The sequence below is a fragment of the Niallia sp. XMNu-256 genome (assembly GCF_036670015.1).
In the GTDB taxonomy this organism is placed as follows: Bacteria; Bacillota; Bacilli; order Bacillales; family Cytobacillaceae; genus Bacillus_BD.
In genome coordinates, this window is record NZ_CP137636.1 from 1,329,044 (window position 1) to 1,344,670 (window position 15,627).

Below are 15,627 nucleotides of genomic sequence, written 5' to 3' on the forward strand. Positions count from 1 at the left end.
CATGAATGTAAGGGTTAATAAGCAAAATAAGGTTAGATCAGAGAAGGAGGATCAGCCAGATGAGTTTTCACCAACCGCAGAGAATTGCGGAAATTGCTGTTGAATCAGGGATGAGAAAAGCCCATTTACCTCTTGTGAACATGCTTGTTTTAGGTTTCTTGGGTGGTGCTTTTATTGCTTTCGGCTACCTGCTTGATATACGGGTAGTAGCTGGATTGCCGCCTGAATGGGGGACCTTAGCTAGTTTATTAGGAGCGGCTGTGTTTCCACTTGGTCTTATTTTGCTCATTATTGCAGGTGGAGAGTTGTTAACTGGAAATATGATGGCTGTATCGATTGCTTGGTTCTCCCGAAAAGTAACAACAAGACTTCTTATAAAAAATTGGTTTTGGATTACAATTAGTAATTTCCTTGGCTCTATTTTTGTCGCATATTTATTTGGGCATGTAGCTGGATTCACGGAGACCGAGCCTTATTTATCCTCAACCATTGCTTTTGCACAAGGCAAGATAAGCCCTGGCTTTTGGGGGAGTTTAATATCTGGAATAGGTTGTAATTGGTTAGTTGGCCTAGCGGTTTGGCTCTCTTATGGAGCGGATGATATTGGCGGAAAAATCTTGGCTATATGGTTTCCTGTGATGGGCTTTGTTGCGATTGGTTTTCAACACGTCGTTGCGAATATGTTCGTAATCCCTGCTGCCATCTTTGCCGGTTATTTCGATTGGACTGATTTTATTTTAAATTTTATTGCCGTGTTTATTGGAAATGCCATTGGCGGTGCGATCTTTGTCGGAATGGTTTATTGGATTCCATATATTTGGAACACCAAATCTAAAGTTGTTGGTGAAGGTCAAGTTTTTCAATTCAAACAATTAAAAACGAAGCAATAGAATAGAGAAAGTTATTAAAATGTGCTCGGCACCATGCTTGATGATCAACCCTGTCTAAATAGATTTACTTATAGATTAAAATTAACGAAATTAAATGGAGGATCGAATACATGTGGGTGATAACGGCCTATACAGAAGGCGATATATTAAAATGTATGAATTTGAAACAGAAGAAGAGGCAAGAGAATCATTCAATCGTATTGAAGGTTACAAGATTCTTTCTGAAATCGCCTATTACAATGACCCTTCTGTTAAGCTAAGAAAAATTGTTTCGAATGCTGTTCGAGTATAGAACAGTGGGATCAATAGTCACCCCAATCACTTCTACCTATTGTTCGCCATGCAATGATCAAATTGTATGGTTTTTTTGTGCATGTTATGATGGGTGAGAATTGGCCGAATAGTAAAATAATCACCCGCGCTGTCACAGTGACGACCCTAATAAGTGAACGTTTTAGATTACTGGTAAAATTTATTTGGAGGAGGTGCTCTTTTGGATGTAAAATCGTTACAGATATTTTTTGGACTTATTTATATGTCTACTATATTTGCAATCGGTTGGATTCTGTGGAAAAAGGGGATATTACGCTTTCGTATCGGGACTTATATAGGATATTCTTACTTTCATAAGCAGCGTTCTTGTCGTGCTACCTAACATTTATTTAATGGAGTTAGACAATATCACTTTCGGCTTCAACAAGGGACTGCTGTTAAGTTAAAGTATTCAGTTAAGGTAGAGGAAGGCACGATTTCAATTCAACTGCGGAATAAAGCAGGTGAATTATTTAGAAAATCATTTTCTGAAGACGAAGAAGGAGAGTTTGCGTTCGTTACAGAATTTAAGTGGTACTCCATCCAATTTGCTGGTAGCAAAACAAAAGGGAGTTACTACGCTGAGTTTTTAGTTGATAAAGGTTCCACGTCGTCACAGTAACGTTCTCAAAGAGTTGGAAGGGTCCTATTCGTTCTACCTGGCGATGATACATAACCTGGTTGTATTGAAATAAACTTTTTGGAAAGAGGGGCTTACAAGATGGAAGTAATGCTAACAAGTATTTTTTCAGCTATCATTATACTAATTACTGTCTTTTCTATGATGAAGGTATTTATTATCGCATATAAAAGGAGTGAAATTTCACTCCTTAAATGTATTGTTTTTTCAACAACTTCCATTGTAATTGGTATAATAGTCGCCTCCATATTGCCATTTAGTTATCAAAAACTATTTAATTACCTTTACTAAAAAGCATTTTAAGTAGGCCTTCCTCACCGAAGGTCTTTTATTTTTTCAGTCGCTATTACCAGTCGCAGTCACAGTGACGCCCCGAATTGTGACGCCTCAAACTTAAGGAACCAACTTTTTAAAATGATAGACGAGGTCCTCTAAAAAGCTATGGTAATATATATCAACAAAGGATTCGAAATTTCTTGATACATGTTTTATTTTCATTGGTACTTGAAATTTTATTGTAAAAAAAACGGTAGAATATAAAGATAAAAACAACGTAAGGAATGGCCTTTTCGTAAATAATAAACTGTATGTAAACATCATTGTATAAATTAGGCCGGTCCAATAAATATTCCAACCATGAGCATAAATGATTAACTTTTGCTTGTGTACGAAATATTCAATTATACATGAGGTTATAACCCATTTAATTGTATAAATGATCTGTTTAATAAGTGTATGTGGAAATTTAGATAAAAATGTAAGCACCAGTAAAGGAGTAATGATGACTACATGTACAAATCGAATAAGCCCCCAATTCATACCTATTGGTGAAAACTCCCATAGAAGGTGTCTTCTACACAAAACATAATAGAGGATATTAAATAAACTAACATAACCAATGTTTTTGTAATATTTAGGGATGTCACGCCAAGAGTTACGGCTTAATAATAAGATGCCTAGTATTAAGGTGATGTGCTTCATCCTCATTTTTTGCTTTTGATTCATTGTTAACCTCTTTGAATATTTATTAATCTTGATATCATTATTCCCTAATTTTTTTGAAAAAAAACTAAACAAAACTTAATGAAATAAAAAGGCTGTACCTTCTTTGTTTCTACATATACTAACGCAGTCACGGTGGTACCCTGAATAAGATCTTTTTTTTATCTTCTTTTATAAAAAAATTAAAGGAATTTTAAGTAGGATATCGAAAAGAAAATACAGAAGTAACAACATTTAAAGATTAGTCGGATTAATGAAGACTTATTTTGTGATGGATCCCATCCGAATTTAAATTTATGTAATTGAGGTGAGGCAGATGTTCAAAATCATGATTCAACTTGGTTTAAGTTTTATGGTTTTTTTAGTGTCTACGATCGTGGCATGGTATGAAGGAAGTAATCTTTTGCAAGATACTCACGAATGGAAATCTACAGCGATTTTCTCTCAGTGGCTGAATGGAGAAGTGATCCATTCCGGTGATATTTTACTCGTTGATTTTTTTATTTATGCTGCAAAGTTTTTCCCGACATTTCCTATCCTCATGTTATTAAGCGGCACACATCTGTTGGTCTTAATCGGCTATCTTTTGTTTAGACGAAGTCAAAAAGGATATGCTGGTTACCTCTCTTTCTTTGGAATTTTGTTTTTAGGCATAAGTGGAATTGTTGCGAACTCTCCATCACATGATTTACATACTTTTTTTAACATATTTTTCATCATTGGCATATTTTTAACGGTTGCAGCATTGGTTAGGATTTTTCGTAGCAATCGAGCAAAAGAACCGATTAATATTTAAAAAAAACTAGTAGGATAGGGGGCATGCATACAATAGTACCGCAACACTACTTTCAGATACAGGTTTAACAAATAAAAGTGGCAATATTTGGAGTCTTGCAATCTGTAAAAAAGCATCAAGTCTGTTATACTAAATCTATCAACTTAATAGTTTATCAAGAGTGGCTGAGAGATCTGGCTCAATGACGTCACAGCAACCTGCGTAAGTAAGGTGCTCCAACCAGCAAAGCAATGGCTTTGGATGATAAAACGGTGAAAACCCCCTTTTGCTTCCACAGCAGGAGGGGGTTTTTGCATGGGAGCTCTAGTAGTAAAATTTGCAGGAAGCCTTGATAACTCTACATCAATAGGAGAGATGAAGGATGAATATAAACGGATTTGCGAGAGGTTTAATGGCAAAAAATGATAGCGAAGAGAAATTTCTAAAACATGTAGCCAGCTTGGTTGAGAGACAGTTGAAGGAATGGGATGAACAGTATGAGGTAATGGTTATGAAGCTCACACATTATGAATTTGTGGTCAATCATAATGATCATTTTTATCATTTACAATTAACAATCCATGACATTCACAAACTTCAACAAAAAAGTCCTTATGCATTAGATCGGAAAATTTGGAAGGAGTTAGAAAAACAAGGATTGACGATAAAGCGGGATAAAGGCAATTATATTGCGGTTATGTTCGACAAGTCCCTGTGACTTGTCAAATATCTAAACGGTTCTATTGATCTCATTAGACAATATTATAAATAGTGAAATGAGGTGAATAAATGAATCGTAAACAGAACATCCCATTTTTAACAACAAGAAGTTTACATCCAGAAAATCAAGAGTCACCAATACATTTTCTGAATGAGTGGCTAACATCAATCAAATATTTTTATCGTAGAAATCATTTTTCCTACCCTCTATTGTCACAACGTCATTTTTGGATTCATATTGATGGGATGGTGCACAAGCCACGTTTTTTTCACTACGACGAGATCTTATCAATGCCATCAAAATCAATTATCGTACCTTTAGAGTGTGCCGGAAACCAAAGAGCAAATTTTAAACCTAAAGTTTACGGGGAACAATGGGAAGAAGGAGCGATCAGCCAAGGAAAATGGACTGGGGTCCCTTTGAGGGACATTCTTGAAAAAGTGGGATTTTCACAAAATGCACAGGAAATTGTCTTTGTGGGAGCTGATTCTGGTAAAAAACCAGGGGTTCATGAAAATATTCCCTATACAAGAAGTCTTCCTTTAGAAAAGGCAATGCATCCTGATACCCTCATCGCTTTTCAATATAATGATAAGCCCATTAACTATAAACATGGTTATCCTTTTCGATTAATCGTTCCCAATTGGTATGCTATGGCTTCTGTTAAATGGTTAAACACAATAAAAGTCATTGATTACAGTTATAAAGGTCCATTCCAAACGGATGATTATGTATATTATCCTTATAAGGATAATGACAAAGATAAATTTCCCGTTACCACTTTAAATGTTAATTCTATTATCCAACAACCCCTTCATTTATCCATTTTAAATACGGGTGTGCATGAAATTAATGGAATGGCTTGGAGCGGAAGAGGAAGAATTAAAGAATTACAAGTAAGTTTTGATAAAGGGAAGAGCTGGAAAAATGCAACTGTGCACCAATTATCTAATCAAGACTATGCGTGGTCAAGATGGTCCTATATATGGAAGGTAGAGGAAAAAGGGGAATACACCATCTATGCTAGAGCAAAGGATTCATCAGGCCAAATTCAACCCCATACTCCATTCTGGAATCGAAAAGGTTATGGGTATAATGCAGTGGCAAGAATTACGGTAAAAGTTGAATGATTTGGTTTCAGGCCTTTGTCGTCACAGGGACGCCCCGAATTATATCTGCAAGTCTTTGACAAGGCGTATAGATTTAATTTTTGTAACAAATTAAACCAGAATGGGCTTCCACTCTGGTTTTTTCAACTGATTATTTTTCCTTTCTCTGTCATAAGGCAATTGCTTTTACTCTATTTTATGAAAAAATTTTTGAACGATTTGTCTTTCCTCACATTTCTTCCTTTATTTATTCCCTGGAGCTGGTTGGTCAACTCCTTTTACGTGATGCCGATGCCCGTTATCCTCTGACGTATAGAAGTCATAATAGTGTACATGCATGCCGTTTCCGACTGGAATGGCAGGGCCCGAATAGGCTTTATAGTAATGAACATGTCCATCCTCAAAAACAACATATCCTTCCGTATGGTGAACATGACTTCCATCTTGAGTTATAATCGGTGGAGAGGTCACATCTAAACACTGATGAACATGACCATCTGCTATACCCGTATAATCAACTGAACCGTGATTATGGTGTGGCACAAACCCCTTTACAAATGAATCCTTACCTACTCTATCCATATCGTCACCCCTAATGATCAGTTACTATGAAAAAAAATACGATCTTATAGAGGGTATGTTGAAGAAAATCAAAACATTCTATAAAAATACTGTTGCCTATTTTAAATAATCTGCTCCCTTAAACATTCATAATCTTAAAAAATATACATCAGTAATCCTAGATCATTTGGCCTGTAAAAGAAAAAAACTAGTCATAGTTTAAAACTATATCAATGGATAGATATTTTGTGTTACGCTATATCGTTTTTCCATGTTACACTAATGTTAAATAATTAGTAATTGAGGGAATTGTCAGCCGATAGAAATTGTTTATGTTTTTATGAGAATAAGAGGATGGGTTTCTGGATTTAATTTAATATGAAGGTTTTTTATTCATATCCGAGGAGTGGGATGAGAATGGCGGGGTTACTTGAAGCTCTAAAAACGCAAGTGTTGACAGCAGATGGTGGGATAGGAACGCTATTGTATTCATATGGACTAGAATCTTGTCACGAAGAAATGAACGTTGTTAGACCGGAGATCATCGAAAAGATTCATCGCGAATATATTGCTGCTGGTGCAGATGTGATTCAAACAAATACGTATGGTGCAAATGCAATTAAACTTGCTCGATATGGCAATGAATCTTGTGTGGTTAAATTTAATGAAGAAGCAGTGAAATTAGCAAAAAAAGCAGCAGCGGATGGAGGACAATACGTTCTAGGGACGATTGGAGGAATTAGAGGCGTTCGAATAACAGATGTGACGCTAGAAGAGATATTAGCAGCAATACGTGAACAAGCACAAGTTTTAATCAAAGGGGGCTTAGATGGGCTCCTGCTTGAAACGTATTATGACTTAGAAGAGTTAAAAGAAACATTAAAAATGTTACGTCAAATGACAGATATGCCCATTATCGCACAAGTATCCATGCATGAACCGGGTGTCTTGCAAAACGGGATGTCATTAAATAATGCCCTCCATGAACTAGCAAGCTTAGGTGCAGATATTGTGGGCGTCAATTGCCGCTTAGGTCCCTATCATACGATTCAGGCGTTTCAAGGAGTAGAATTGCCTAAGAAAGCCATGTTATCAGCCTATCCGAATGCATCATTATTAGATATTGAAGAAGGCCGAATTGTTTATGTATCAGAATATGATTATTTTGCGCGGGCGGCAGTTCAATTAAGAGATCAAGGGGTTCGCTTAATTGGCGGATGCTGTGGGACGACACCAAAACATATAGCAGCAGTGAAGAAACACCTAGCTAACCTTAAACCGATCGAGAAAAAAGAAGAAATCACCCGCCCGACAATCGAGATTTCGGAACCAGAACCAAGCCAGTTAAAGCCACTACATGAAAAAGTAAAGTCCGAACGTTCCATTATCGTAGAATTAGACACGCCTCGTCACTTAGAAATTGATGCTTTTGTTAAAGGGGCCAAAACCCTTTATCAAGAAGGTGCAGATATTGTCATGATGGCGGATAATTCACTAGCATCTCCAAGAGTGAGCAATTTAGCGATGGGATCGATTTTAAAGCTTCAGCATGATGTTCGTGTAATGCCGCATATTACCTGTCGGGATCGAAATTTAATTGGATTACAATCGCATTTAATGGGATTGAATGCATTAGGTCTTCATGATATTTTAGCGATAACAGGGGACCCAACAAAAGTTGGCGATTTCCCAGGTGCAACGAGTGTATATGACGTATCCTCAATGGAGTTAATTTCGCTCATTAAGCAGCTTAATGAAGGAATTTCTTTTTCTGGAAAAGCCTTGCGTAAAAAAGCGAATTTCTCGGTTGCTGCGGCCTTTAACCCTAACGTTCGTGCGCTAGACCGTGCTGTTAGTCGACTTGAAAAGAAAATCGAGCATGGGGCCGATTACTTTATTTCTCAACCTGTTTACTCAAAAGAAAAAATTGTTGACATTTACGAAGCCACAAAACATTTAAAAGCACCGATCTATATTGGTATAATGCCTTTAGTTAGTTTTAGAGGTTCAGAGTTTATCCATTACGAAGTTCCAGGAATAAAGCTTTCAGATGAAGTGCTCGAACGAATGAAGGCTTGCCAAGGAGATAAAGAGAGAGAAGCGAAAGAAGGCGTTTCAATCGCAAGAGAGTTGCTTGATACGGCAGTGAAGTACTTCAATGGCATTTATTTAATTACCCCTTTCTTACGTTACGAAATGACCGTGGAACTCTTGCAATATATTAAACAACTTGATAAGCAGAATAAAGGAGTACAAGTGAATGCGTAATCATCTTATAGAAGAACAATTACAGAAAAAGATCGTAATTTTTGATGGTGCAATGGGGACCATGCTTCAAAATGAGAATTTAACAGCAGATGACTTCGGTGGGGAAGAATTAGACGGCTGTAATGAAAATCTAGTGTTAACTCGACCAGATGTTATTTCGAAAATTCATCGTCAGTATTTAGAAGCGGGTGCTGACATTATTAGTACAAATACATTTGGTGGAACTCCTCTTGTATTAAATGAATACGGCCTAGGTGATAAAGCAGAGGAAATTAATAAACGTGCCGTGCAGTTAGCGGTTGAGGCAGCCTCAGAATATTCAACTTCAGATTGGCCTCGTTTCGTAGCAGGTGCGATCGGTCCAACAACTAAAACGTTATCAGTGACTGGTGGAATTGCATTTGATGAACTGTCTGAAAATTTTTACATCCAAGCAAAAGCTCTAATTGAGGGTGGTGCCGATTTACTTTTACTGGAAACGAGCCAAGATATGCTCAATGTAAAAGCGGCAACACTTGGTGTCAATCGAGCCTTTAATGAAACAGGCAAAGAGTTGCCAATCATGGTTTCAGCAACAATTGAGCCGATGGGAACGACGCTTGCAGGACAGACGATTGAAGCATTCTATATTTCCATTGAACATATTAATCCGATCTCAATTGGTTTAAACTGTGCGACAGGTCCCGAGTTTATGACGGATCATATTCGTTCATTGGCTGAACTGTCAACAAGCTATATTAGCTGTTACCCAAATGCTGGTTTACCAGATGAAGAAGGTCATTACCATGAATCGCCCCAATCTTTATCGATAAAGTTAAAAGGTTTTGCTGAAAAAGGGTGGTTAAATATTGTCGGCGGCTGTTGCGGTACGACACCAGAACATATTAAAGCCATCCATGATGCAGTAAAAGATTTTGAACCGAGAAAACGTCTAGAACATCCACATGGGCATGTCGTAGCAGGAATCGATCCATTGCTATATGACGACTCTATGCGTCCGTTATTTATTGGCGAACGTACAAATGTGATTGGTTCACGCAAATTTAAACAATTAATTATCGATGGGAAGTTCGAAGAAGCGGCTGAAATTGCTAGAGCCCAAGTAAAAAATGGAGCTCATGTCATTGACATTTGCTTAGCCAATCCAGACCGCGACGAATTGGAAGATATGCGCAACTTTATGCAAGAAGTCGTGAAAAAGGTAAAAGTGCCACTTGTTATTGATTCAACCGATGAACGTGTGATTGAAGAAGCGCTTAAATTTTCACAAGGGAAGGCCATTATCAACTCAATTAACTTAGAAGATGGGGAAGAACGTTTCGATGCGGTTATGCCCATTGTAAAAAAATACGGCGCAGCGGTCGTTGTTGGAACCATTGATGAAGTAGGGATGGCGGTGGATCGAGAACGTAAATTACAAGTTGCTGAGCGTTCCTATCAGTTGTTAACTGAAAAATGGGGGCTGGCTCCAGAGGATATTATTTTCGACCCATTAGTATTCCCTGTTGGAACAGGGGATGAACAATATATTGGTGCTGCTGAAGAAACGATTGAGGGAATCCGGTTGATTAAAGAAAGATTCCCCAATGCGTTAACCGTATTAGGTGTTAGTAACGTTTCATTCGGTCTACCTCCGGTCGGTCGAGAAGTGTTAAATGCCGTCTATTTATATCACTGTACGCAAGCAGGTTTAGACTATGCGATTGTCAATACGGAAAAGTTAGAACGTTATGCTTCAATTCCTGAAGAAGAAATTAAATTGGCAAATGATTTAATTTTTAATACAAATGATGACACCCTTGCGAAATTTACCGACTTTTATCGAGGTAAGAAAAAAGAAAAGAAAGTGGCGAATATCCCGGCAACGGTTGAAGAACGATTGGCCTATTACATTGTGGAAGGAACTAAAGAAGGGTTAATTCCTGATTTGGAAGAGGCAAGAAAGATCTTTGACACACCGTTAGATATTATTAATGGTCCATTAATGGCTGGGATGTCTGAAGTAGGCCGCCTATTCAATAATAATGAATTAATTGTAGCAGAAGTATTGCAAAGTGCAGGCGTGATGAAAGCAGCAGTTGCCCATTTAGAACAATTCATGGAAAAAAAGGATGATAGTGCTGGGAAAGGGAAAATGGTCCTTGCAACCGTCAAAGGGGATGTTCATGATATTGGGAAAAACTTGGTGGACATTATTTTAAGCAATAATGGCTATAAAGTCGTGGATTTAGGGATTAAAGTTACACCAGCCCAATTAATTGAAGCAGTAAGAGCGGAAAAGCCTGATTTTGTTGGATTGTCGGGTTTACTTGTAAAATCTGCCCAACAAATGGTGTTAACTGCACAAGATTTCAAAGAGGCAAACATTGATGTTCCTATTCTAGTAGGCGGAGCTGCTTTATCAAAACGTTTTACCGAGACGAAAATTGCGGCAGAATACGATGGACCGGTTATTTATTCGAAAGATGCCATGCAAGGTTTAGACCAGGCCAATCGTTTAATGGATCCAAATGAACGTGGAGTACTACTGCAAGAACTTCAAGATGCAAGAGAACAACGCTTGCTTAATGCTGAAAAAATTGCAGCGCTACCAAATAAACCCGTCAGTAAAAAGAAAGCTCGCACTCTTTCAGACGCACCTGTGTTTATTCCGAAAGATTTAAAAATGCATGTATTAAAAAATTATTCCGTGGCCCATCTACAACCTTATGTGAATATGCGTACTTTAATTGGTCACCATTTAGGGTTAAGAGGAAACGTTGAAAAACTACTGGCAGAGGGTGACGTTCGTGCTACCGAATTGTATGATTTGGTCACGAGTTTCTTAGAGTCAAAAGTGTTAAAACCATCTGGTATGTACCGATTCTTTCCAGCGCAAGCCCATGGGGATGATGTGATCATCTATGATCCGGAAGATGCGAAAACAGAAATTGAGAGATTCCATTTCCCTCGTCAACAAGACGCACCGTTTTTATGTTTAGCTGACTTTTTAAAGCCAGTAGAAAGCGGAGAGATGGATTATGTCGCCTTAATGGTTGTAACAGCAGGGCATGGGGCGAGGGAAATTTCAGATCAATATAAAAATAAAGGCCAGTTTTTAGAAAGCCATGCAATACTATCAACCGCATTAGAGCTTGCAGAAGGATTTGCTGAACGAATCCATCAGGAAATTCGCGATGCATGGGGATTCCCTGATGCGACCGATTTTACGATGCGCGATCGCTTCGCGGCTAAATATCAAGGACAACGCTTCTCATTTGGCTATCCGGCTTGTCCAAATTTAGAAGATCAAGAAAAACTATTTAAATTATTAAACCCAGAACAAATCGGTGTCAATCTAACAGAGGGATTTATGATGGAACCTGAAGCTAGTGTATCAGCCATTGTTTTTGCACACCCAGATGCTAGATACTTTAATGTATAATAACGTCGAACCGCCGTCACTGTGACACCCCGAAGTATCTTGTTCCACTGAATGTATCACGAATGCCAATCGATTACTTTCACTGTCACAGTGGCTCTCCAAATAAGTAGTACATTAAGGCGTGCCCTTTAAAGGTGCGAACACTAGTAGAATACTGAGAATAACATAATCATTCATATAAAATAGCAGAAACAAATTTTTTACTCAAATTTGTTTCTGCTATTTTGTTTTGTCATAGTTGATTTAGATAAAAGCATGATCCAAGGAAGGGGAAAATATCGTGTAGAGAATTTGAGAATAAAAAAGTTCAACATAAATTTAAAGGCTTAAATAATAGCGCTAAATAGAAATAGAACACCATCTAACCGAAATCTACATTTTTTGATAAAATATTCAAAATTCTTTAATTTGTTATTGACATTGGGTATATAGGGTAGTAAAATAAAAATATCAATTGAGAGTGATTCTCAATATCATCGAATTGAAAATGAGAAGGGGGAGAAAAAATGAATCTATCAAAATTATTTAAGCCTTTACTAGTTAGTGCCGCACTTACGATTGGTTTAGCCGGTTGTGGTGCTGCAAACGAAAATAATTCAGAAGGGAAAGAGGCAACATCTAAACCGAAAACAACTGAAAATCAAGAAGTAAATATCTACACGGCAAGACATTATGAAGCAGATGAAGAAATCTTTAATAAGTTTACAGAAGAAACAGGCATTAAAGTTAATGTGGTAAAAGGGGAAGCTGAAGAGCTTATTGAAAGAATTAAACGTGAAGGCGAAAGCACACAAGCCGATTTATTTATAACCGTCGATGGTGGAGTTCTTGCTAACGCAAAGCAAAATGGTATTTTACAACCGGCTAAATCAGATATTATTAATGAAAATGTTCCTGAAAACTTCCGTGATGCTGATAATCAGTGGATTGGATTGGCAACAAGAGCACGTATCATTGCTTATTCTAAGGACAGAGTAAAACCTGAGGACCTTTCTACATATGAGGATTTAGCAAGCGATAAATGGAAAGGTAAAGTACTTGTTCGTTCTTCAACAAGTTTATATAATCAATCATTACTTGCTTCTTTTATTGAATTAAATGGGGAAGATAAAGCAGAACAATGGGCACAAGGAATCGTAAATAATTTTGCCCGCCAGCCAGATGGTGGTGACCGTGACCAAGCAAAAGCAATCGCTGCCGGTACTGGTGATGTGGCTATTATGAATACTTATTATGTGGGACTTTTAGCAAATTCGGAAGATCCTGAAGAAAGAAAAGTGGCAGATCAAATTGGAGTCTTTTTCCCGAACCAAGAAACAAATGGTACCCATGTAAATATTAGCGGAATCGGTTTAACGAAACACAGTAAAAATCAAGAAAATGCGATTAAGCTTATTGAGTATATGACAAGTGTCCCTGCACAAGAATTCTTATCAGCTACGAATTATGAGTTTCCAGTAAACCCTAAGGCAGCTAAACCAGAATTGCTAGAAAACTGGGGAGACTTCAAAATGCAAGAACTAAACTTTGATACTTTAGGAGAACACAATCAAAAGGCGATTGAGATCTTTAATAAAACAGGCTGGAAGTAATAGAAGGTGAATTATATCAAACGTACGATAAAAAAAGAGTTTAATGGTTGGTGGATCATTAGTTTAGTTGGGGCAGTAGTTATTCTACTGCCTATCCTTTTTGTTTTCTCCTCTATTTTTCAAGAGCCTAATGAAAATTGGCTGCAAATTCGTCAGTATTTGCTGAAACATTATGTGTTTAATACCGTGATGCTTGTAGGTTTAACAGGGATTTTTACAGCCCTTTTGGGAGTGACCTTGGCATGGTTAATTGCAGCATATGATTTTCCTTTTAAACGATTTTTCCGTTGGGGATTAATGCTGCCACTAACGATTCCAACGTTTATAGCTGCTTATACGTATCGAACGATGTTAGGGTATACGGGAGTCGTTCAAACAACGTTAAGGAATCACTTTGATTATCAGATCGATCCGGAGTGGTTAACAGTTTCAGGGATAAGTGGAGCGGTTTTTATTTTTACTCTATTTTTATTTCCTTATGTGTATTTGATTACAAGAGCCTTTCTTGAAAGCCAAAGTACATCCTATATAGAAAACGCTAGGTTGTTAGGGAGAAAACCGCTTGCTGTATTTTTTAAGGTTGTTCTACCACTTTCTAGACCGGCGATTATCGGTGGTACCGTTTTAGTCATTTATGAAGTATTAGGAGATTATGGGCTTACGAGCTATTTAGGTATTCATACGATTTCAACGGCTATTTTCCAAACATGGTTCAGAATGTACGATGTCGATTCTGCTATGAGACTTGCTGCTTGGCTGATGCTGGTGATTGTTGGAATCTTTTTGTTAGAAAAACTGCTGAGACAGGGGCGGCGGTATTCGGTAAACAATAAATCAAGGCCGCTTGTACCTGTAAAGTTAAAAGGAATCGCTGGGTTAGCTGCTTTTATGTATTGCGGAGTTGTATTTTTAATCGGGTTTCTTATTCCATTTATTCAATTGATCGTCTGGGCAAAAATGACGTTTCATAAAGTTTGGGATCCTTCCTTTTTTACATTGCTTTACCAAACGGTCTATGTTGCCGTTATATCTACAGTGATCATCTTGATCCTTGCTGTGATTGTTGCGAACGTAAGTCGATCTCATACTACTTTTTCTTTTATCCTATCGAAGTGCGTTACTTCAGGCTATTCGATTCCAGGTCCGATCATCGCTATTGGTGTACTTGCCATGTTTATATCGCTTGATAAATGGCTGGCTCCTGTTTACTCTTATATGGGACTAGGAGAAGCACCACTTATTTTAAGTTTATCGTTAGTGATGTTAATCTCAGGTTATTTCATTCGATTTATGGCACCAGCCTTTAATGCGACTGAGGTAGGTTTTGAGAAAATAGGAACGAAATATCTAGAAGCCTCAAGACTTCTAGGACATGGTGTGACAAAAACATTCTTTAAAGTGGATCTTCCTTTAATCAAAGGATCTTTAATTAGTGGATTTATTTTAACATTTGTTGAAATTTGCAAGGAGTTGCCATTGGCTTTATTATTAAGACCATTTAATTTTGAAACACTAGCAACAAAGACTTTCCAATATGCCAATGATGAGCAAATTTATGAAGCTTCTATATCATCCCTATTAATTATCGCAATTAGTATTTTATCTGTAGTGATTATTCAACTAATTGGCAAGAAGGTGAAACAATGAGTATCGTTGAAATTGAAGGCCTTACTTTTTCATTTTCTCGAAAAGAGGAACCAGTCATTAACGATTTTTCTTTTTCCATGGAAAGAGGAGAAATTGTCGGCATTTTAGGACAAAGTGGCAGTGGGAAAAGTACGTTACTACGCTTAATATCAGGATTAGAAATGCCAACAAAAGGAACGATTAAAATTGATGGTATGAGCGTTGTTGGTGAAAAGATATTCATTCATCCAGAAGAAAGAGGAGTAGGGATGGTTTTTCAAGACTATGCTCTATTTCCTCATATGACGGTGAGAGATAATATACTATTTGGTTTATCTCGTATGCCTCGAAAGGACCGGAAGCAACGTGTAGATGAGATGTTAGAGCTTGTCCATATGGAGAGTTTCGGAGATCGATATCCACATGAATTAAGTGGGGGGCAGCAACAAAGGGTTGCTCTTGCTCGAGCTCTTGCTCCTAAGCCGAAATTGCTGCTAATGGATGAACCATTTAGTAACTTAGATGCTGATTTAAAGGAATCGATTCGGGAAGAGCTTGGACTGATTTTGAAAAAAGCGAACATGTCCTGTATTATCGTCACACATGATCGAAATGATGTGAAAGCCATATGTGATTATAGTGTTATTATTGGTGAATCTCATGTTACTAATCTAGAAAATGAAAAAAAGTATCAGAACATATAATCG

At 37.5% G+C, this 15,627-nt stretch carries 11 protein-coding genes and 1 riboswitch; of the genes, 10 read left to right on the forward strand and 1 reads right to left on the reverse strand.

Annotation, left to right across the window (positions count from 1 at the left end):
* Positions 1–59 precede the first annotated feature (59 nt).
* The 5 genes from R4Z10_RS06860 (at position 60) to R4Z10_RS06880 (ending at position 5,470) form a co-directional block, all read left to right on the forward strand.
* Entirely contained in the window at positions 60–890 is an 831-nt protein-coding gene (locus R4Z10_RS06860) for a formate/nitrite transporter family protein (protein WP_338472456.1), read from the forward strand.
* 94 nt (positions 891–984) lie between these two features.
* Positions 985–1,182, forward strand: coding sequence for a hypothetical protein (locus R4Z10_RS06865; RefSeq protein WP_338472457.1), 198 nt, complete (start codon positions 985–987; stop codon positions 1,180–1,182).
* 1,978 nt (positions 1,183–3,160) lie between these two features.
* Positions 3,161–3,640: a YjdJ family protein gene (locus R4Z10_RS06870; RefSeq protein ID WP_338472458.1), complete on the forward strand. Its 480-nt coding sequence runs from the start codon at positions 3,161–3,163 to the stop codon at positions 3,638–3,640.
* A 148-nt stretch (positions 3,641–3,788) separates the two neighbouring features.
* Positions 3,789–3,890: riboswitch (SAM riboswitch) on the forward strand.
* A 111-nt stretch (positions 3,891–4,001) separates the two neighbouring features.
* Positions 4,002–4,337 (forward strand): hypothetical protein, encoded by a 336-nt coding sequence (locus tag R4Z10_RS06875; protein ID WP_338472459.1) that lies wholly within the window; start codon positions 4,002–4,004, stop codon positions 4,335–4,337.
* A gap of 71 nt (positions 4,338–4,408) precedes the next feature.
* Positions 4,409–5,470, forward strand: a complete 1,062-nt coding sequence (locus tag R4Z10_RS06880) for a sulfite oxidase (protein WP_338472460.1) — start codon at positions 4,409–4,411, stop codon at positions 5,468–5,470.
* 222 nt (positions 5,471–5,692) lie between these two features.
* Here the strand turns inward: R4Z10_RS06880 and R4Z10_RS06885 are convergent, their stop codons facing one another.
* Complete coding sequence (locus tag R4Z10_RS06885; RefSeq protein ID WP_338472461.1) at positions 5,693–6,031, reverse strand: YmaF family protein; 339 nt, start codon at positions 6,029–6,031, stop codon at positions 5,693–5,695.
* 396 nt (positions 6,032–6,427) lie between these two features.
* Here R4Z10_RS06885 and R4Z10_RS06890 point away from each other — a divergent pair, with 396 nt between their 5' ends.
* From R4Z10_RS06890 to R4Z10_RS06910, 5 genes are all read left to right on the forward strand, one after another.
* Positions 6,428–8,278 carry a bifunctional homocysteine S-methyltransferase/methylenetetrahydrofolate reductase gene (locus R4Z10_RS06890; protein WP_338472462.1) on the forward strand — a complete coding sequence of 617 codons (1,851 nt, stop codon included), beginning with the start codon at positions 6,428–6,430 and terminating at the stop codon, positions 8,276–8,278.
* A complete protein-coding gene (metH, locus tag R4Z10_RS06895) occupies positions 8,271–11,702 on the forward strand; it encodes a methionine synthase (protein WP_338472463.1) in 3,432 nt (1,143 codons plus the stop codon). Before R4Z10_RS06890 ends, metH begins: the two co-directional genes overlap by 8 nt.
* Positions 11,703–12,208: 506 nt before the next feature.
* Positions 12,209–13,294, forward strand: coding sequence for a Fe(3+) ABC transporter substrate-binding protein (locus tag R4Z10_RS06900; RefSeq protein ID WP_338472464.1), 1,086 nt, complete (start codon positions 12,209–12,211; stop codon positions 13,292–13,294).
* 6 nt (positions 13,295–13,300) lie between these two features.
* Positions 13,301–14,941: an iron ABC transporter permease gene (locus R4Z10_RS06905; RefSeq protein ID WP_338472465.1), complete on the forward strand. Its 1,641-nt coding sequence runs from the start codon at positions 13,301–13,303 to the stop codon at positions 14,939–14,941.
* Positions 14,938–15,624, forward strand: coding sequence for an ABC transporter ATP-binding protein (locus R4Z10_RS06910; protein ID WP_338472466.1), 687 nt, complete (start codon positions 14,938–14,940; stop codon positions 15,622–15,624). Before R4Z10_RS06905 ends, R4Z10_RS06910 begins: the two co-directional genes overlap by 4 nt.
* Positions 15,625–15,627: the final 3 nt, after the last annotated feature.